The sequence below is a fragment of the Pseudomonas sp. V88_4 genome (genome assembly GCF_029967985.1).
Lineage (GTDB): Bacteria > Pseudomonadota > Gammaproteobacteria > Pseudomonadales > Pseudomonadaceae > Aquipseudomonas > Aquipseudomonas glycinae.
Window position 1 is genome coordinate 363131 of sequence record NZ_JASCAF010000001.1, and the last position, 18972, is coordinate 382102.

Genomic DNA, 18972 nt, shown 5'->3' on the forward strand with positions numbered 1-18972 from the left:
ATTTTCAAGGCAATGCTCGGTGCAGCGGTGGTGGTGATTCTCGCCATGCTGGCCAAGACCAAGAACTACTACATCGCCGGGCTGGTGCCGCTATTCCCGACCTTCGCCCTGATCGCCCACTACATCGTCGGCAAGGGCCGTTCGATCGACGACCTGAAGACCACCATCGTGTTCGGCATGTGGTCGATCATTCCGTACTTCGTGTATCTGGCGACGCTGTACGTGATGGTCGACCGCATGCGCCTCGAAGCTTCGCTGGCGGTGGCGGCTGTGGCGTGGCTGATGGCGGCGACGGTGCTGGTTTCTGTTTGGGTGAGGCTGCACGCCTGACGGCTGCCGTGTGACAGAAGGCCTGGCCCGTCCCTTGCATTTACCCCCGAAAGCCCACCCGGCCGGCGCTCATGTTCGATGAGGCCGGTGTCTGGGAGGGTCTGCCAAGGGTGAATTGCGACCTTGAATATTTTAGATCTCGACCACAGCCTGACCGGCCAGGCGTCCATTGCGCGGCTGCTCGACCGCGGCCGCGCCCAGCGCCTGGACCTGCTCGACCTCGGCCCGAAACTGCGGCTCTGGTCCAGCGAACGGACGTTCCGTCGTTTTACCGAACGCCTGCGTGAGCGGCCCCGACATAACGGCCCGGCACCGGAAATCTTTTTCGTCGGCTCCGGCGACTATCACCATCTGACACCGGCCTTCCTGACTGATTTGCCGGAGCCGGTGAGCCTGATCCACTTCGACAATCATCCCGACTGGGTTCACTTTGCCCCCCGTCGGCATTGCGGCTCGTGGGTCAATCAGGCCCTGAAACTGCCGAACATCGAGCGCATCGTCACTCTCGGGCCGTGCAGCGACGACCTGCAAAATCCGCAGATCAAGGGCGGCAATCTCGGTGCCCTGAAACGCGGTGTGTTGCAGCTGTTCCCGTGGCAGCACCCGCCGTCGAAAGTCTGGGGCCGGGTCGGCGATGGCGCCGGCCATCAGCAACAGGAAAACCTGCTGCACTGGCGTAATCTGGCCGATCAGGACTGGGCAGCGTTTCTCGACCAGATGATCGCCAGCCTTCCAACTCAAGCCGTGTGGATCACCATCGACAAAGACGTGCTGGCCAGCGAGGACGCCGCGACCAATTGGGATCAGGGGCAGATGCGCCTGAGTCACTTGCTCCAGGCTATCCGTAGCCTGGCCGCCCGCAAGCGCATCATCGGCATCGACATCTGTGGCGAGTTCGCCCGCCCGGCCTTCAGCAACGCGTTCAAACGCTGGGAGGCCAAGTCCGACCAGCCGCCGGCCGAACGCTGGAGCGAAACCGATCTGCTGCGCAACTCGGCGACCAATCAAGCGCTGATCGAGTTGTTCGAGGAGTTGTTCCCATGACCCTGACCGTGATTTTGCTGGTGGCGTTTTCCATCGTGCTCGACGTGATCGGCCAGCTCTGTTTCAAACTCGGCCTGGACCGTTTGCCTGAGCTTGAGGGTGGTTTCAGGCTCGGCGCGTTCTGGGGGCAGGTATTTAACGCACCGCTGTTGTGGTGCGGGATCGGCGCTTACGTGATCGAGTTTTTCGTCTGGCTCGAAGCCTTGTCCCGGGCACCACTGAGCCTGCTGTTTCCCGCCGCCGCGCTGGCGTATTGCGGCGTGGTGCTGGCCGGCAAGCTGTTCCTCGGCGAGACCGTCAGCCGCCGTCGCTGGATGGGCACACTGGTGATTACGGCGGGCGTGATGCTCGTGTGTGTCGGCCATGCCTGATTCTCAACTGATACTCAAAAGGAACGGCTCGATGGATTGGCTTCACGGCCGCCTGGGCACCGTGGTGCTCTGGGCGTTGCTGATCATTCTGGAAAGTGGTGGGCAGATCGCGACCAAGGTCGGCGGCGATCAATTGGGGCAAATGGATTTCACCCTGCAATGGCTGCTCAACGTCGCTCAGGCGCCGGGGGTGCTGCTGGCGATTGCCTGCTACATCGGCGCGTTCTTTGTCTGGATGCTGATTCTGCGGCGCAGCAGCCTGTCCCTGGCGTTCCCGCTCAGTTCGCTGGTGTTCGTCGGCGTGCTGCTGGGGTCGTGGCTGGGGCTGGGTGAGCAGATCAGCGTGCTGCACTGGGTCGGTGTGGCCGTGATCATGGGCGGCATTGCGCTGCTGGCCGAAGGCGAGGAAAACTGAGGTGAACGGTCGTGGGAGCCTGCGGGCTCCCACGTTTTGTACGGTTCAATCCTTGCGATGAGCCACCAGAAACCCGAGGCCATGGGCCACCGGAATATCCTTCACCCCCGCTTCCCGCTGCTGCCCGGCGATCTCCCGGTGAAAGGCCTTGACCCGGGTCCAGTGCATTTTCGGCCGGTAGTGGTGTTCGGCGTGATAACCGTTGTTCATCCACAACAAGTTGTAGAGCGGGCTGTAGGCGCTGACGCCCCAGGCAATCGGTGAATCCGGATTACCGCCAAAATGCTCGTAATAGCCGTTGAGCGAAGACAGTGCCTGGCCCAGGTACCAGAACGGCAGCAACACCAGCACCGCCCGCCAGTCATAGGCAGCCAGCCCCAGGTAAAACGCCACTGTCACGCCGATCTCCACTTTGACCCAGCGCGCATCGTCGGGACGCTTGCGGCGCATCTCGTCGTAGATCGGCTTGGGGTCGTCGCGAAAGAAACTCAGGAAGGTGTAGGCCCAGGGATTCTCGGGCTGGCCGTCCTTGCCTCGCTGGTAGATCGACAGCGGATCGATGGTCTTGCCATCCGCCCCCGGCCGGTCCGAGTTGCCCCGGTGATGGCGGTTGTGGATATCACGGTAGAGGGTCTGGGAGAAACCGATGGTCACCGACAGCAGCAGATCAAAGGCGCGGTTGAGCCACGCCGGGGTGAAATAGGCGTTGTGGATCTGGTTGTGGGAGATGCTGTTGATGCTCCACGACAGGCTCACCGCATAGCCCAGCGCCAAGGGCACCAAAGCCCACCAGGACAGCGCATGAAAGGCTGTGACCAGCCACACGACAAAGGCGAAATGGGCCAGGCCGAGAGCGATGGGAATCAGGTCCCACAGCGAGTGGGCCAGCAGACGATAAACAGGGCGAGCCATGAAGAACATCCTGAAACAATGGGTTCGACACGGCTGTCTGCAAAGGCCAGACCAGTTCCCGCAGGGCTCACTTGAATTTATAGGCGATCGCCATCTGCACCTCGCCCTGATTGGTATCGCCGACGCTTTTGACGATGCTGCTGTCGGCCGCCGAGTTCGTCAGATGAATCCAGCTGGCGCTGGCCACCAGCGACCATTGCGGCGCGATGGGGAACTCGAAACTCTGGGTCAGCGCGATGTTCTGCAAGCCGCCGCCGGCGTTGTACGCGCGGATGCCGGAGGCCTGGGATTCTTTGCCGCTGACACCGAAGAACGTATTGTTCTGCCGGGCATTGGCGAAATGCGCAGTCAGGTTGCTGCTGCCGATCACACCGCCGCCCAGTGGATAACCGATCTCGCCACCGACCCGACCGAGCACGCCGCCCTGCCCGCCATTACCGCCGATGGCCTGGCCGACGGAGGCGAACACCCGCCAGAAGTCGGCCGGGGCGTACTGCACGAACCCACCGGCCTCGGCCATGTCCGGCACATCGCGCAACCCGCGCAATTCGCCGTTTGAGGTACGGCCCGGCAGGTAATTCACATAGGGCCCGGCACTGAAACCATTGGCCTTCAAGGCGCTCCAGGTCAGGCCATCGTCGGTACTGAGGCTGACATCGCCCCAGTCCAGATCGAGATAGGGCAACGGCCGGGTTTCGTAGCGGCTGCCGCTGGGATCGTGAGGCTGATACCCCAGGCCCAGGCCCGCCTCCCCGGTAATGCCATCCGCCATGGCGCTCGCTGAAAAAGCGCTCAGCGCCGCGAGCAACAACAGTGTCTTCCTCTGCATGAGGCCATTCCTTTAATTGAACATGCGCGCATCAATCCCCGGATGCCACCCACCGCGCAAGCACTCATGTTGTTTGTAGCAAGCTACAAAAATTGTAGCTTCGAATTGCCAAAGCCCCTCATCGGCCCCGCCGGCAAGGGGCTGATGGCACTTGGCACAGTCCCTGCTCTACCCCTCGGCAAGCGCACACAACGCGCTCTGACCAATAGGTAATGCAGATGATTGACTGGCATATCGTGTGTGATTTCGACGGGACCATCACCCGCACCGACGTGATCGACAGCATCCTCGAACGCTTCGCCGACCCGAGTTGGGAAACGATCGAAAACCAGTGGCTGGCCGGTGAAATCGGTTCCCGTGAATGCCTCAGCCGCCAGCTCTCGCTGGTCAAGGCCACGCCCGGACAATTGCTGGAATTCTTCGACAGCATCGAGATCGATCCGGACTTCCCCGACTTCGTCGACCACGCCATCGGCCTGGGCGCTTCGTTCGAAGTGGTCAGCGACGGCATCGAGCAAGGCATCGCGCGGATCCTGTCGCGCAACTACGTGACCCTGCTGCCGATCCTCGCCAACCGCCTGCGACAGCTCGATCACGAAAGCTGGCGCATCGACTTTCCGCACTCCAGCGATGCCTGCCGCGCAGCGTCCGGCAACTGCAAATGCAAATCCACGCCCGGCAACAAACGGGTGCTGGTGATCGGTGACGGCCAGTCCGACATGTGCGTGTCGTCCACCGCCGACTTCGTCTTCGCCAAGGGTCGCCTCGCCGAATACTGCGAACGCAACGCGATCCCTTACGCCCGTTTCGACAGCTTCGCCGAACTCCCGGCGCTGCTGGCCCTGCTGCCAAAGGCCAGCGCTGCCAACGCCACCTCTTTCAACTCCGACACCTTCAATACCGAAACCCAGGAACTCTTCCACCATGTCTGATATTCGAATCGCTACCCAGGAAGACCAGATCCTTCTGGAAAAAGAAGCCAAGTACTGCTCCTACGGCGACACCGTTCACTACATCGAGCCGCCGCGCATTTTCAGCCGCTGCGAAGGCTCCTATGTCTGGGACACCGAAGACCAGGCCTACCTCGACCTGCAAATGTGGTACTCGGCGGTCAACTTCGGTTACGCCAACCCGCGCCTGAACAACGCGCTGAAACAGCAGATTGACACTCTGCCGCAGATTGCCAGCCAATACCTGCACAAAGGCAAGATCGAGCTCTCGGAAATGATCGCCGTGGACGCCAAGAAGAAGTTCGGCCTCGACGGTCGCGTGCACTTCAACGTCGGCGGTTCGCAGTCCATCGAGGACTCGCTGAAAGTCGTGCGCAACGCCAGCAACGGCAAGAGCCTGATGTTCGCCTTCGAGGGCGGTTACCACGGTCGTACCCTCGGCGCCTCGTCGATCACCTCCAGCTACCGCTATCGCCGCCGCTACGGCCACTTCGGCGAGCGCGCCAACTTCATCCCGTTCCCGTATCACTTCCGCGGCCCGAAAGGCATGACCAAGGAAGAGTACGGCAGCCACTGCGTGCAACAGTTCGCCCGTCTGTTCGAGACTGAATACAACGGCGTCTGGGACCCGAAAGTCGGCCAGAGCGAATACGCAGCGTTCTACGTCGAGCCGATCCAGGGCACCGGCGGCTACGTGATTCCACCGATGAACTTCTACAGCGAACTCAAGCATGTGCTGGATCAGCACGGCATCCTGATGGTGGTCGACGAAATCCAGATGGGCTTCTATCGCACCGGCAAGCTGTGGTCGATCGAACACTTCGACGTCAAACCGGACGTGATCGTCTTCGGCAAGGCACTGACCAACGGCCTCAACCCGCTGGGCGGCATCTGGGCCAAGGAAGAACTGATCAAACCGAAAGTCTTCCCGCCAGGTTCGACCCACTCCACCTTCGCCTCCAACCCGCTGGGCACTGCCGTGGGCCTGGAAATGTTCAAGATGACCAGCGAAGTCGACTACGGCGCGATGGTCATGGCCAAGGGCAAATACTTCCTGGAAGGCCTGCAGGATCTGCAGAAGCGCTACCCGATCATCGGCGACGTCGATGGCCTGGGCCTGGCCCTGCGCTGCGAAATCTGCGGCCCGGACGGTTTCACTCCGGACAAGGCCACCCTGGACTTCATGGTCGAAGAAGGCATGAAGGGCGACATCGAGATCGACGGCCGCAAACTGGGCCTGATCCTCGACGTGGGCGGCTACTACAAGAACGTGATCACCCTCGCGCCGTCGCTTGAAATCAGCTATCCGGAAATCGACCTGGGCATCGCCCTGCTCGACCGTCTGCTGGCCCGGGCGATGAAACGATGAACGCGGCCGGGATCGATCTGGGCGAAGGCGACGCCGGTTTCGTTCTCGGCACAGGGGAGGTCGCGGTGTTGTTGATCCACGGCCTCACCGGCACCCCGACGGAGTTGCGTCGGGTCGCCGTGGGACTGGCCAAGGCCGGTTGCACGGTGTACGTGCCGACCCTGGCCGGGCACTGCGGCGGCAATGCCGACCTGCAGGCCACCGGCTGGCGCGACTGGTACGAAGGCGTGCGCAGAACCTTCGTCGGCATCCGTCGCCAGCACAGCAAAGTGTTTGTCGGCGGCCTGTCGATGGGTGCGGTGATGTCGATGTACGTGGCGTCCGAGCATCCGGGCCAGGTCGCCGGATTACTGATGTATTCCACGACTTTGAAGTACGACGGCTGGAGCATCAACAAACTGGCGTTCCTCACGCCGTTGCTGATGAAAATCCCGTTCGGCGTGCACATCTGCAAGTTCGAAGAGAAACCGCCCTACGGCATCAAGAACGAGCGCCTGCGGGCCATCGTCGAACGGCAGATGAAAGAAGGCCACAGCAGTGAGGCCGGCCTGTTGACCATGGAAGGCGTGACCGTGCGCGAACTGCACCGGATGAACGCCGTGGTGCGCAAGCGCATGCCTTCGATCACCGTGCCGGCGCTGGTGCTGCATTCCATCGAGGACGACATCACCAGCCGCTGGAATGCCGACTACGTGGAACGCAAGCTCGGCGGCGACGTGGTGAAGATCCTGCTGGACGACTGCTATCACATGATCACCGTCGACCTGCAGTACCGACGCGTCGTGGAACTGAGCGTGCAGTTCATCAACAACCATCGCACCGACCTTGCGCCCTCCGCTCATTCCCTGCCAACCGAGGAATACCGGCAGCGAGCGTAAAGCGACTGCAAAACGACATGCCATGCCGGTTAAGGAAACGACGTGATCACGGCCCAAGCCTTTTCAACCATCGAAGCGATTGATCGCGACGCGTGGAATGCCTGCTTTCCCGAGGAGCTCGAAGACTGGGCCTACTATCGCGCCGTGGAACAGGCCGGCATCGACGGTTTCCAGTGGCGCTACCTGGCGCTGTTTGAAGACAACCACCTGATTGCAGCGGTCGTGGCTTTCACGACCGCCTATTCGCTCGACACCACCCTGCAGGGCACCGGCAAGCGCTTGAGCCAGTGGCTGCGCAGTTGCTGGCCGGGGCTGTTCGACATTCGTCTGTACGCCCTCGGCTCGCCGGTGGCTGAGCAGTGCCACGTCGGCACCCTCCCGTCTGTCGAACCGTCCCGTTTGCCGGTGCTGTTCGCGCGCCTGCTGCAACTGGCTCGCGAGGATGCCGACCAGGCGGGGGTCGGCCTGCTGGCCGTCAAGGATGCTTCCCACCGCAATCCGCAATGGCTGCGGGCCTGCCGCGAGGCCGGGTTGCAAAGCATGCCGGGGTTGCCCGGGGCCGAGTTGCCGATCACCTTCGGTTCGGTCGACGCCTACCTCGGTACCCTGGGCAAATCCACCCGCAAGGACCTGCGCCGGACCCTGCGCGGTTCCGGCCCGCGAATCGAATGGCGACGTTCAGTGGACGATCTGCTGCCGACCATGATGCGGCTTTACGAAGCCACACTGGCACGCAGCGACCTGACCTTCGAATGCCTGCCTGCTGCGTATTTCCGCCAGGTGCTGGAACACCTCGACGAGCGTGCCGCGTGCGTCTTGTACTGGGTCGGCGACGACCTGGTGGCGTTCAATCTGGTGCTGCTGGACGAGCAACGGCTGGTGGACAAGTTTTTCGCCCACGATCTGGCGCAAACCCGTGAGCACAAGCTGTACATGCGTAGCTGGCTGGCCAATGTCGGCTACTGTATTGAACACCGCATCCCGATCTACGCGTGCGGCCAGGCCGGCTATGCCAGTAAGCTGCGTCTGGGTTGCTCGTTCGTCGGCAACACCGTGTTTTTCCGTCACCGCCATCCCGTGCTCAATCAACTGCTGCGGCTGGTGAAGTTATTCATCCGCCCGGATCGTACCGACCCGGCCATGGCGACTGCGATAAGCGAACAACAATAAGCGAGCATGATGACCAACGACCGACGCGCCACCGCCCGACCTTTCGCCCTCTCCGGCTGGAGCCTGCAACGCAAACTGGTACTGGCGTTCTGGCTGGTCAGCGTGATCCCGACCATGATCGCCGCAGAACTGGCGGCCACCACCCTGTCGCAGATTTTCGACAGCAACGTGCGGATCTGGCTGCAGGAGTCGACCAAGATCGTCGAAGACGAGATCAGCGAGATCCTGCGCGACAACGCCCGGGGCGCGCAGTTGTTCCTGCGCTACACCCGTCCGCCCACGGATCGGCAGTCAGCCAAGCACAACAAGCTGACGGCGGACATCGCAGACTCGATGGGTATCGACGTGGTCGCGCTGATCCGCAACAGCGACCACAAAGTGGTGTTCAGCACCGCTGCCGATGACATCGTGCGGCAAATCAGCACCGCGCCCAAAGCGGTGTTGCAGACCCTGCAAGTCGGCGGCGTGGCGACCGGCACCGTGGTCTCGACTTTCGAGACCGATCAGGGCGGCACTGACTACAAGCTGGTTGTCGCGACCTACCTCGACAACAGTTTCCTGACCAGCGTGGCCGACGTGCACTCCCTGGATTTGCGTCTGTATCTGGCCAAGGGCGCGGACTTCTCGGAGATTTTTTCCACCCAGCGCTTTGAAGATCACCCTGCGGTCGTTCCGGAAAACATCGAACAGCAACTGCGCAGCACCAAGCAACCGATCGAGCAGTCGACCAACCGTTACAGCGGCATCTACCGGCCGATCCTCAATGAAGGCGGCGAGCTGCAAGGCGTGGTCTTCAGCGGTTTGCTGCGCCATACCACACTGGTCGGGCTGGTGAACCAGAGCAACCTGTTCATCCTGATCTTCATCCTCAGCTCGGCGGCGTCGCTCGCGGTGGGCTGGCTGGTCTCCCAGCGCCTGACCCAGCCGCTGCGCGGTCTGGCCAAAGGCGTGCAAGCGGTGATCGCCGGGGATTACCGTCAGCGCCTGCCCGTCACCGGTGGCGATGAACTGGCGGAACTGAGCAGCACCTTCAACCACATGAGCGAACGCCTGGGCGAGTTGCAGCATCTGGAGTCGCAACTGCGCCGCCGCGATCGGTTACATGCGCTGGGCGAAGTCGCGATGGGCCTCGCCCACGAAATCCGCAACCCCCTGGGCATCATCAAGACCGCCACGCAATTGCTGCACCGGCGTGCCGACCTGCCGGAGACCGACAAGCGCCATCTGGAATACGTAGTCAGTGAAGTCAGCCGCATCAACGACCTGATCACCGAATTTCTCGACTTCGCCAAACCCAGTGCGCCGCTGCGCTCGACCCAACTGGCGCGGCCGCTGGTGGATGAGCTGGTCGGGTTCTGCGCCCCGGAACTGGCGAGCCACAATATCGATGTGCGGATCGAAGACCGCGCCCCCGCCGCCACCCTGTATGCCGATGCGCGGCAACTCAAGCAGGCGGGCCTGAACCTGATCGTCAACGCCATCGACGCCATGCCCGACGGCGGGCGCCTGACCCTGGGCATCCACAGCGATCAGCACAACACAGTCATCAGTGTCAGCGACACCGGACAGGGCATCGAAGCCGATATGCTTGAACGGATCTTCACGCCGTTCGTCACCACCAAGGCGTCCGGCACCGGGCTCGGCCTGGCCAAGGTGTTCTCGATCATGGAAAGTCATGACGGGCGCATCGAATGCGTCAGCGAAAAAGATGCCGGGGCCACGTTCAGTCTGTACATTCCGGCCAACGGTGAAGATTTCGACGAGGACAGCGATGACACATAACGTACTGGTGGTCGACGACGAGCCCAAGCTCTGCGACCTGCTGGCATCGGCCTTGAGTCAGAACGACATCGTGGTGTTCACCGCCGGCAACGGCCTGCATGCGCTCAAGGTGCTGGAGTCCGAAGACATCGATCTGGTGATCAGCGACTGGCGCATGCCCGGTATGGACGGCCCGCAACTGCTGGCGGAAATCAAAAACCGGTTCCCGCAGTTGCCGGTAATTGTCATGACCGCCTACAGCACGGTGAAAAATGCCGTGCAGTCGATGCGCAACGGCGCCTTCGATTACATCGCCAAGCCGTTCGACATCGATGAACTGGACATCACTGTCAGCAAGGCCCTGCAATTTCGCGACATCCTCAAAGACAACCAGCGCATGCGCGCCGAGCTCGACGAGCACCAGCAGATCGACAGCCTGGTCGGCGACAGCCCGAGCTTTCGCCGGGTATTGAGCGCGATCGACTCGGTACGCGAGAGCAACGCAACGATCCTGCTGACCGGCGAAAGCGGCACCGGCAAGGAAATGGTCGCCCGGGCGATCCACAAGCATGGCAATCGCGCCGACAAACCGTTTGTCGCGGTCAACTGCGCGGCGATCCCGGAAGGGCTGCTGGAAAGTGAAATGTTCGGCCACCGCAAAGGCGCGTTCACCGGCGCGGTGGCGGATCGGGTCGGGCGTTTCCAGCAGGCGGACAAGGGCACGCTGTTTCTCGACGAAATCGGCGAAATGCCCCTGGCGTTGCAAGCGAAAATCCTGCGCGCCTTGCAGGAACGCATCATCGAACCGGTAGGCGATCCGCGCGAGCGCAAGGTCGATGTGCGGGTCATCGCCGCAACCAACAAGAACCTGCTGGACGCCGTGGCCAACAAGGAGTTTCGCGAAGACCTGTATTACCGCCTCAACGTATTCCCGATTCCGTTGCCGGCCTTGCGTGAGCGGGTCGAAGACATTGCCCCGCTGGCCCGGCATTTCGCCCATACCCTGGGCGCTGCGGCGGGCAAGCGCTTTAGTGGTTTCAGTGCCGAAGCGTTGCAGGCGATGGCCCGCTATTCGTGGCCGGGGAACATTCGTGAACTGCAGAACTGCGTCGAACGCGCAACCATCGTCGCCTCCGGCGCGGAGATTGAAGAGCAGGACCTGCCGGCCTATCTGTTCGCCTCACAGCCGACCGAGCCCGGTGCTCTGGTCGCTGAAGGCAGCGTGCCGGCGGACCTTGAAGCGGCACTGGCTGAGGTGGAAAAAGCCTATATTCTCGCCGCGCTGGCGCAGAGCAACGGCGTGCAGGCTGCGGCGGCGCAGTTGATCGGGATTTCCGAGCGCAGCTTCTGGTATCGGTTGAAGAAACTGGGGATACACGTGGACAAGATCGTCCGCTGATCAGGGTGCCCGGACATTGCCCGGGCACCTCGCGGCATCAGTTCACCGTGCCGCCCTTCGCCTCGCTCATGATCTGCCGGATCGCCCCGACAAAGGTCTCGACCGGCTGCCCGCCGCTGACAGCGTATTGCCCGTTGAACACCACGGTCGGCACCGAGCTGACGCCGCGTGACAGCCACAATTGTTCTTCCTTGCGCACTTCGCTGGCGAATTCGTCTGAGGCCAGAATCGCCTCGGCGCGCTGCCGGTCCAGACCGACGCTGTCGGCAATCTGCGCCAGTTGCGAGTGATCGGACGGGTTGCCGCCATCGGTGAAGCAGGCCTTGAACAGCGCCTCTTTCAACGGCAGCTGCAAGCCCTCCTCGCCCGCCCAATGCAGCAGTCGATGTGCATCGAAAGTGTTGTAGATGCGACTGTTGGAATCGGTGCGAAAACTGAAACCGACGTCGGCCCCACGGGAGCGGATCACTTCACGATTCTTCTGCGACTGCTCAGGCGTCGATCCGTATTTTTCCTGGATATGCTCGCCGATGTTCTGCCCTTCCGGTCCCATCTTCGGGTTCAGCTCGAACGGCTGGAAACGGATCTCGGCCTGCACCTCGTTGCGCAGGATTTCCAGCGCCTGCAGCAAACCGTACAGACCGACGACGCACCACGGGCAGGACACGTCGCTGACAAAATCGATTTTCAGGGCAGAACTCATGGCTCACCTCGCGCGTTCAATCGTGGTCAAAGACCCGCACGATACACCCGCTAGAGCAAGTTGCGCTCGGCCACCGGTTCGATCTGCGCCCAGTGCGACGTGTCTTCGCGATGCTCGCGCAAATACGGCAACACCGCCGCCAGCAGCGGCTCCTTGAACGCTTCCTGAAAACGGTGTGCCAGCCCCGGAATCAGCCGCAACTGACTGCCGCGAATGTGTGCCGCCAGGTGCACGCCGTGCATCACCGGCAGCAGCGGATCGGCCGTGCCGTGCACCACCAGGGTCGGGACTCGCAATTGATTGAGCAACGCCACCCGGCTCGGTTCGGCGAGGATGGCCATGATCTGGCGCTTCACGCCTTCGGGATTGAACGCCCGGTCATAGGACAGCGCCGCCTGATGCAGCAACGCCTGCCGATCATCGCTGACTGAAGGGCTGCCAAGTGCCGCCAGCAGATCGGCCTGTTGCTCCAGCGCCACTTCGCGATTGGGAGCACCACGCCGTGACAACAACTGCACCAACGCCGCGCTCGGCGCCGGCAGCCCTTCGGCACCGGAGCTGGTCATGATCAGCGTCAGGCTTTCGACCCGTTGCGGCGCCATCGCCGCCATGTGCTGGGCGATCATGCCGCCCATGCTCGCGCCGAGCACGTGGAATTGCTCGACGTGCAACGCGTCCATCAGGCCCAGTGCATCGTCGGCCATGTCGGTCAGGCTGTAAGGCGCCGCCACCGGCAGGCCGAGCTTGTAGCGCAGCACTTCAAAGGTCAGGTTGGCCTCGGCCGGTGCCTGGCGCCAGGTCGAAAGACCGACATCGCGGTTGTCATAGCGGATCACCCGGAAACCCTGCTGACACAGGGCGACCACCACTTCATCCGGCCAGTGGATCAACTGCCCGCCCAGCCCCATCACCAGCAGCAGCGCCGGATCCGACGCACGGCCGATGCTCTGGTACGCCAGGCTCACCTGCTCCAGATCGACCCGTTCGGTCGGTACATTGACGTCGCAACGTGACGCCGCATAGGACGCCGGAACGAAAAAAACCGCGGCCAACAACGCCGCGACTGCAAAAAATCCCTTGAACATGAAAAACACCGAAACGCAGAACCCCAGTAGAGCGCGAGTCTGATGAAGTTTGTTCAAGCGCGCTGCCACAGTTCGATGACAGTTTGATGAAGAGTGCCGAGCGGTCAGCCGGACCCGATAACCATGCACCACCCGCTCCCTGACCATTGCTCTTGAATGGCGCCTGAATGAGCGGATCCGCCGCTCTTTGTCTGAGCTTGTCGCCATGGTCGAACGATCCTTTTTAGAAAATCTCCCTGCCCAGCTGAACCTGCAGCACGAGTTCCCCCCTCTGCCCGTCTCTGTCGATGAAAGCCTGCTACAAGGCGCGGCAATCCGTCGGCGGATATGCAGCGAAGGGCTGCGCCAACTGTGCGCTGGCGCGCCCGCGGTTCGCGATACCCTCGACCGCTTGCTCCACGAAAAACTGGGGCTGGACGGGCAGCAGTGCGGCTTGCTGTTTCACCCGACCAACAGGCATGCGCAGCGTTTTGTCAGTCTCACGGCAGCCTGCGCCTTCGTCGTTCAGCATCCGCGACTGGAAGAATGGCTCGACAATCGATGCCGGCTGACCGGTGTGAACAGCGCCCACGCCCTGTCGACACTCACCCCGTCGCAATTGCTTGAACAAATCAAGGCTCTCGAACCGGCACTGGCGCTCGATGAGCGCTGGCAGGCTTACTGGAGCTCCCGAGCGCCGGGCACGCCGCTGTCCCGCCGGGATCAGGCCGATCGTCTGTATCGGGGACATGTCGAGGCCGCTGCACAAATGGCCTTTGCCCGGCGCACGGTAACGGCTGAACAGCTGGAACCCCTGTGGGCGCTGATGGACGGGGCGCAAACGCGCAGCGCTTCGGACGATACCCTGCATATCGAACTGCCGACCCTGCGACTGCACAACGGCGTGCGGGTCAGACCGGCGGCCGCCTGGGTCATCAGTCGCGCAGACGACGCTGCCCACTTGCTGTACGTGCCCGACCAGGCGGATGCGATCCAGGCCTTCGCCCGACGCAGTGATGTGCAGACCTGGCTGGCGCAGCCGCCATTCGTGCCCGCCGGATTGCCGGTCGAGAACCTCCAGGTCGAATATGCCGCGGTCGGCCGCTCACTGACGATGGTCTTCACTGAGTGGCTGTCGCAGCAGCAAATGACCCAAGTCGCCGCGTTGCGCAACGGATCGGACGGCAAACGCGATCTGGCCGAGCACGGCCCTCGCTCGCTGGAGATCGCCGAGCGGATCGACCGCCAGCGCAACCTCGCCACGTTCAGCGCACCTCCCGGTCTGGACGGCCCGACCCCGACGCCGGAGAGCGAAGACGAACCGTCACTGTTCGGCAACCTGCAGGCCGATGTGCCCTGGTCCCTGCGACAGGTTGCCGTCAAGCGAGCGTTCGATGCACTGGAGTCATTGGCAGATGATGAAGCCCTGCGCTCGTTCAGAGCGCTGCAAACGACGCAGGAAAACGCCGAGCAAGCCGCCGACCTCGCCGCGCGGGCGCTGCTCGAGCGTGAGCGAACGTTGGACATCCCCACGTTCAATCGGCAGTTCACCGCACTGTACAACGCCCACAGACAAGGGCTGATTGCCGAAGCGCAAATGCAAAGGGCCTTGAATCAGATCAGCGTTGAAGAACATCACCTGCTCACAGCAATGCTTGGCACAGCCGACAGCGCCGACAGCGATTTTGTAGCAGCCAGCCTCACGCTGTCGTTGACCGAATCCGAAGAAAGCAGCACCACGATCAACCATCAAGAGATCAACGGCGCGTTCGTGCTGATGCACCGGCAGCGCCCGCCAGACCACGCGCAAAGCCTGATGCTCTACTGGCCCGGCAGCGGCGGCGGACTGCAACGGTTTGCCGATCGCCAGGCCCTGGAACAGCAGTTGTTCAAGGTGCATGCAAATGCAGACAGCCCGGCGCTGGTGTTGACACCACTCTCAGGCGATCCGCTGCACTACGCGTTGAATCAGCTGACCGGCGAGTTCGAAACCCGGGCGGCCACCATTCGCCAACGCAACAGCGAACCCTCGCAGGCACGACAGCGTGCAGATGAGCTGCAACACCTGCGCAGCCAGACGCTTGCCCTTCTACAAGTGCCAAACCACGCAGCCCGACGGCTGGCCATGGACTTTCGACTGGATCAGCAACGCAGCGCCACCCTCGCCACACAGTTGCCCGACTGGCTGCGCAATCTGCCGCAAACCGAACAACGCCCCCTCAAGGAACTGATCCAGGCGTGGATCGTTGCGATGAACCGCAGTCACGCATTGCTGACCGTCACGTTGCCGCCTCGTGAGGATTTCACCCGCCAGCGTCTGCAGGAACGGCTGCGTCGGGACTTCTCCCTTGAAGGGCATTTTTCGGTGCAACTGAACCTGCCGGATTCGGTGGCACTGCAGAAGCAGACATTCAACGCGCCCGGCGCCCCCGGCACACCTCAGAAGCTGGTGGCGATACCCAGCGCCACCCGCAGCCGCCTGTCGCTGGAGACCCTGGCGCAGCTCAACATCGACAATACACCGTCGATGAATCTGGAACCCTTGCTGATGCGCTTGGACTTCATGCAGGTCGAAGTCAGTGCCAGCGATGACCGCGAACGCTCCGTCCTGCTTGAGGGGATCACCCTTCCCTATCTGCGCAAGCTGCTGCCGGAGCTGGATCTGCCCAAGGCCTACGAGCAACTGATCTACTGCACCTTCAAAGGCGCGACCGACGAGCCGCCGTTCCGCCGGGATCATCGGCGCGAATGCCTGCTCGAACCCTGGCGCCTGATGCTCAGGCTGCAAGGTCGATGCGCATGGCTGCAACATCAGATCGACCAATCTGCGTTGCAGATCTTCGAGACGGCCATCGATGCCGACACCGACGAAGCCTGGAACCATGGTGATCGACGTATCGTGCTGCGCCCGGCGTTCCTGTCCGCCGGGGGTCCGGACACACCGGGCGAAGGGCCCGCTACGCTGTCCGGCGTGACCTTTATCGAAGAACAGGCAGGCGGCACGACATTGCTGTACCTGCCGGACGCGCCCGACGGTCGATTCCTGCGTGGTTACGACAGCCTCGAAGCGGCTCGCAAGGATCTGTTCCATCGCTGCAGCCAGGACACGATGATCCGCTATCTCGCCGGCCGCGCCTTGCAGGGCAGCGTCCGGGCCCACGAAAAACGTATCGCTGAAGCCGTGGATAAACGCTTTGACGGCATGATCGGCGTCGGACTGAAATGGCCACCCACCACATCGCTCGCCGCGCATCTGCTCGATGCCCACATGGGCCGCCTGATCGAGGCCCATCGCGGCACCTCGCGCTCAAATGAAGCGCTGTACCAAGAGCGCTATGCCCTCAATGGTCCCCGAGTATTCAACTACCTGAAAATGGCTTTGGGGCTGGTGCCCTTCGTGGGTACGGCAATCGCGCTGTATGACGCCTGGCTCGCCGGCAATCAGGCCGTCGCGGCGTTTCTGCGGGGCAAGGTCGGCGATGGGCTGGCCGAGGTCGAATCGCTGCTGCTGTGCCTGATCGATGCCGCCATCGATCTTTTGCCCGGCGCCGGCGCGAGCCTCAAAGCCCGTTCGGCGACCCGCACCCGCCTGCTTCGGAACCTGGCGACAGACTCAGCAGCGCTGACGTTGCGCAATCAAACCCAGACGCGCCGCATCGTCGAACGATTCGCCGGATACGAATATGAGAACCCGCTCTCGCTGGCCGGTGTGCAACCGGTCGACAGTGGCGTGTGGCGAAACATTTACCGGCATGCCGACGGGAATTTCATCGTCCGCCAGGGCAGGGTCTACAAGGTCGAATGGAGTCGTGATTCACGCAACTGGCGTTTGAGCGGCACCGCCCGCAAGACCTATAAACAACCCATCGCCCTGAACGAGGCAGGTGAGTGGGATACCTGGTTCGGTGTCTACGGCACCACGTTCGAGGGCGGGGGACTCGGTGGCGGCAATGTGCTGGGGTACATCGCCGACACCCTCGATCCGGTCTGGCCGCAAGCCATCCGCAACCGCCTGCCGCGCCGGTGGGTCGATCGCGCTTATCGGTTGCACCATCGGCTGACCCTTGAATGTGACAGCTTGAGCAACCGCATCGACGCCCAGGTCCGAAGAAGCGATGTGGTGATCAATACCCACTATCAGAACCCCGATAATCTGTTGTTCAGACTGGCCGCAGAAAAATGCTGCCGGGATGACATTGCCTTGGCCAAGCGTCAGTTTCAGACAGTGGCCGAGCTGCGTCCCCTTTCTCACGGCAACAAGCTGCGTGCGTTGCTGGATATACAGAGCCGCGACGCCAAACTGATCACCGACCGCCTCAAACACCGCGCGCTGATCACCAACCAGCGCATCAGGAAAAGACTGGATGACCTCGATGCACAGCATGAGGCCCTCGATGCGCTGCCGGCGGAGTCGATCGACGCACGCTGGAGACAGCGTCAGGACATGCACCGGACCCGTCTCGAGATCATCAGCGCTATCGAGGACGTAGAAGGATTCATGAGCGATCTCAACCGTTGGTACAGCCTCATCACCGTGCAAACGGACAGGGCCAGACTGAGGGCGGTGGTCGATGACATGAACCGACGCATGACCGATTTCAATCTCGGGTACGTCAAGACTTCGCAACGCCTGGAGACGGTGCAGAACTTCGAACACAGCGGCGATATCTCCTGGCGTTATCTGCAACAAAGTGCCTGGCAATTGCGGGCCGACATGGACCGATCCCTGTTCACTCAGTTCAGTCTGTCGGAAGTCAACGCCACGCGGGCGCAGCGCATGCAGATACTGACTGACTGCCTCGACACCTATGCAAAATATCGCCGGGAAATGAACCAGTGGACCGCCAGTTACCCCCAGTACTTTCATATGGAAGAGTTCGAACCATTGATGGCCGGCGTGGAAGCCATGGCCGAGCGTGCCAGAAAGGCCATCGACCTTCCGGTACCCGCTCGCCCTGGCGGGCAGCGCGACAAGAAAATCTTCCGGACCGAAAACGATCAGTGGCTGATCGGGGTGGAGAACTGGGAACTCAGAACCCGCAAACGGCAATTCGTCCTGAACCATGGCAAAGCCGGGCAGCAAGTCTGGGAACAGGCAACCAACGGCCGGTATCGCCAGGTGACGCCACAGCCACAAACACTGCCGCCGGCGCCCCGCCATCTGCCGTCACTGCTGGCCGATGCGCGCAAGCGGCTTGATGGACAACCGGCCTATCAGGCAGAGGTGCAGACCTATGCCGAACACGACATGCTCCCGGTGGATCTGGAACACATGATGGTCAGTGAAGCCAATGACTTGTCGCGCCGGGCCAGAGATATCGAAGCCCTGTCCGCCGGACATCCGGTGATCGCAGAACTGAACGCCATGGCGGCCCGAATGCGTATTCAAGGACGGCAAATGCGCACCCGGCAGACCCTTGCCAGCCGAAGCCCCACCGATGGCATGCTCGAAGATCTGCTGCAACAAAATGCCGTGGAGGTCCGCAAGGTCGCGCTGATGAAGCAACTGCGCAATCGCACCGACGGCCGGCCAGATTACCTGCAGGAATACGAAATTCGCGATCTGAGCCTCCAGCCGCCCCGGCTGCTGTGGTATGCACATTTTCACTACAGCAAGGCCAGGCCAGCGTTCGGCGACTTCGAAAAAGCCCATTTGAAACTGCCTGAACACCGTGGCAAAACCCACGCTGACGATCAAACGTTGCCCTACGCCGACATCGGCAAACGTTCGCCAGTGCTGCCCTGGTTCGAAGCGCTTTGACACGACCCGGGGAGCG

15 protein-coding genes are annotated in these 18972 nt (G+C 62.0%); 11 read left to right on the forward strand and 4 right to left on the reverse strand.

The annotated features are described in order from the left end of the window. The 4 genes from QLG12_RS01650 (at position 1) to QLG12_RS01665 (ending at position 2160) form a co-directional block, all read left to right on the forward strand. Positions 1-330, forward strand: coding sequence for a GlpM family protein (locus QLG12_RS01650; protein WP_162831789.1), 330 nt, complete (start codon positions 1-3; stop codon positions 328-330). Positions 331-453: 123 nt separating this feature from the next. Beyond that, complete coding sequence (locus QLG12_RS01655; RefSeq protein WP_197868502.1) at positions 454-1374, forward strand: arginase; 921 nt, start codon at positions 454-456, stop codon at positions 1372-1374. Continuing rightward, the gene (locus QLG12_RS01660; RefSeq protein WP_085730163.1) at positions 1371-1745 is read left to right on the forward strand and encodes an EamA family transporter; all 375 of its coding nucleotides are present in this window, start codon (positions 1371-1373) and stop codon (positions 1743-1745) included. The genes QLG12_RS01655 and QLG12_RS01660 overlap by 4 nt, the downstream gene beginning before the upstream one ends. After that, the gene (locus QLG12_RS01665) at positions 1738-2160 is read left to right on the forward strand and encodes an EamA family transporter (RefSeq protein WP_096818487.1); all 423 of its coding nucleotides are present in this window, start codon (positions 1738-1740) and stop codon (positions 2158-2160) included. Before QLG12_RS01660 ends, QLG12_RS01665 begins: the two co-directional genes overlap by 8 nt. A gap of 45 nt (positions 2161-2205) precedes the next feature. Here QLG12_RS01665 and QLG12_RS01670 read toward each other — a convergent pair whose 3' ends face one another. Beyond that, a complete protein-coding gene (locus QLG12_RS01670) occupies positions 2206-3072 on the reverse strand; it encodes a fatty acid desaturase (RefSeq protein ID WP_197868500.1) in 867 nt (288 codons plus the stop codon). Between the two features lie 67 nt (positions 3073-3139). Next, positions 3140-3901 (reverse strand): MipA/OmpV family protein, encoded by a 762-nt coding sequence (locus tag QLG12_RS01675; RefSeq protein ID WP_197868499.1) that lies wholly within the window; start codon positions 3899-3901, stop codon positions 3140-3142. A gap of 218 nt (positions 3902-4119) precedes the next feature. Between QLG12_RS01675 and QLG12_RS01680 the strand changes: the two genes are divergently transcribed. The 6 genes from QLG12_RS01680 to QLG12_RS01705 are packed head-to-tail and all read left to right on the forward strand — an operon-like array spanning position 4120 to position 11428. Beyond that, positions 4120-4833 (forward strand): HAD-IB family phosphatase, encoded by a 714-nt coding sequence (locus QLG12_RS01680; protein ID WP_197868498.1) that lies wholly within the window; start codon positions 4120-4122, stop codon positions 4831-4833. Further along, positions 4826-6220 (forward strand): aminotransferase class III-fold pyridoxal phosphate-dependent enzyme, encoded by a 1395-nt coding sequence (locus tag QLG12_RS01685; RefSeq protein ID WP_282473768.1) that lies wholly within the window; start codon positions 4826-4828, stop codon positions 6218-6220. Before QLG12_RS01680 ends, QLG12_RS01685 begins: the two co-directional genes overlap by 8 nt. Further along, positions 6217-7098, forward strand: coding sequence for an alpha/beta fold hydrolase (locus tag QLG12_RS01690; RefSeq protein WP_197868496.1), 882 nt, complete (start codon positions 6217-6219; stop codon positions 7096-7098). The genes QLG12_RS01685 and QLG12_RS01690 overlap by 4 nt, the downstream gene beginning before the upstream one ends. 42 nt (positions 7099-7140) lie before the next feature. After that, positions 7141-8268 (forward strand): GNAT family N-acetyltransferase, encoded by a 1128-nt coding sequence (locus QLG12_RS01695; protein WP_282473769.1) that lies wholly within the window; start codon positions 7141-7143, stop codon positions 8266-8268. Positions 8269-8277: 9 nt separating this feature from the next. Further along, positions 8278-10050: an ATP-binding protein gene (locus QLG12_RS01700; protein WP_197868576.1), complete on the forward strand. Its 1773-nt coding sequence runs from the start codon at positions 8278-8280 to the stop codon at positions 10048-10050. After that, the gene (locus QLG12_RS01705) at positions 10040-11428 is read left to right on the forward strand and encodes a sigma-54 dependent transcriptional regulator (RefSeq protein ID WP_197868494.1); all 1389 of its coding nucleotides are present in this window, start codon (positions 10040-10042) and stop codon (positions 11426-11428) included. The genes QLG12_RS01700 and QLG12_RS01705 overlap by 11 nt, the downstream gene beginning before the upstream one ends. A gap of 37 nt (positions 11429-11465) precedes the next feature. Here the strand turns inward: QLG12_RS01705 and QLG12_RS01710 are convergent, their stop codons facing one another. Further along, positions 11466-12131 (reverse strand): DsbA family oxidoreductase, encoded by a 666-nt coding sequence (locus tag QLG12_RS01710; RefSeq protein ID WP_197868493.1) that lies wholly within the window; start codon positions 12129-12131, stop codon positions 11466-11468. Between the two features lie 50 nt (positions 12132-12181). Beyond that, complete coding sequence (locus QLG12_RS01715; RefSeq protein ID WP_282473770.1) at positions 12182-13216, reverse strand: alpha/beta hydrolase; 1035 nt, start codon at positions 13214-13216, stop codon at positions 12182-12184. Between the two features lie 205 nt (positions 13217-13421). Here QLG12_RS01715 and QLG12_RS01720 point away from each other — a divergent pair, with 205 nt between their 5' ends. Further along, positions 13422-18956: a DUF6543 domain-containing protein gene (locus QLG12_RS01720; protein WP_282473771.1), complete on the forward strand. Its 5535-nt coding sequence runs from the start codon at positions 13422-13424 to the stop codon at positions 18954-18956. The last annotated feature ends 16 nt before the right edge of the window (positions 18957-18972 follow it).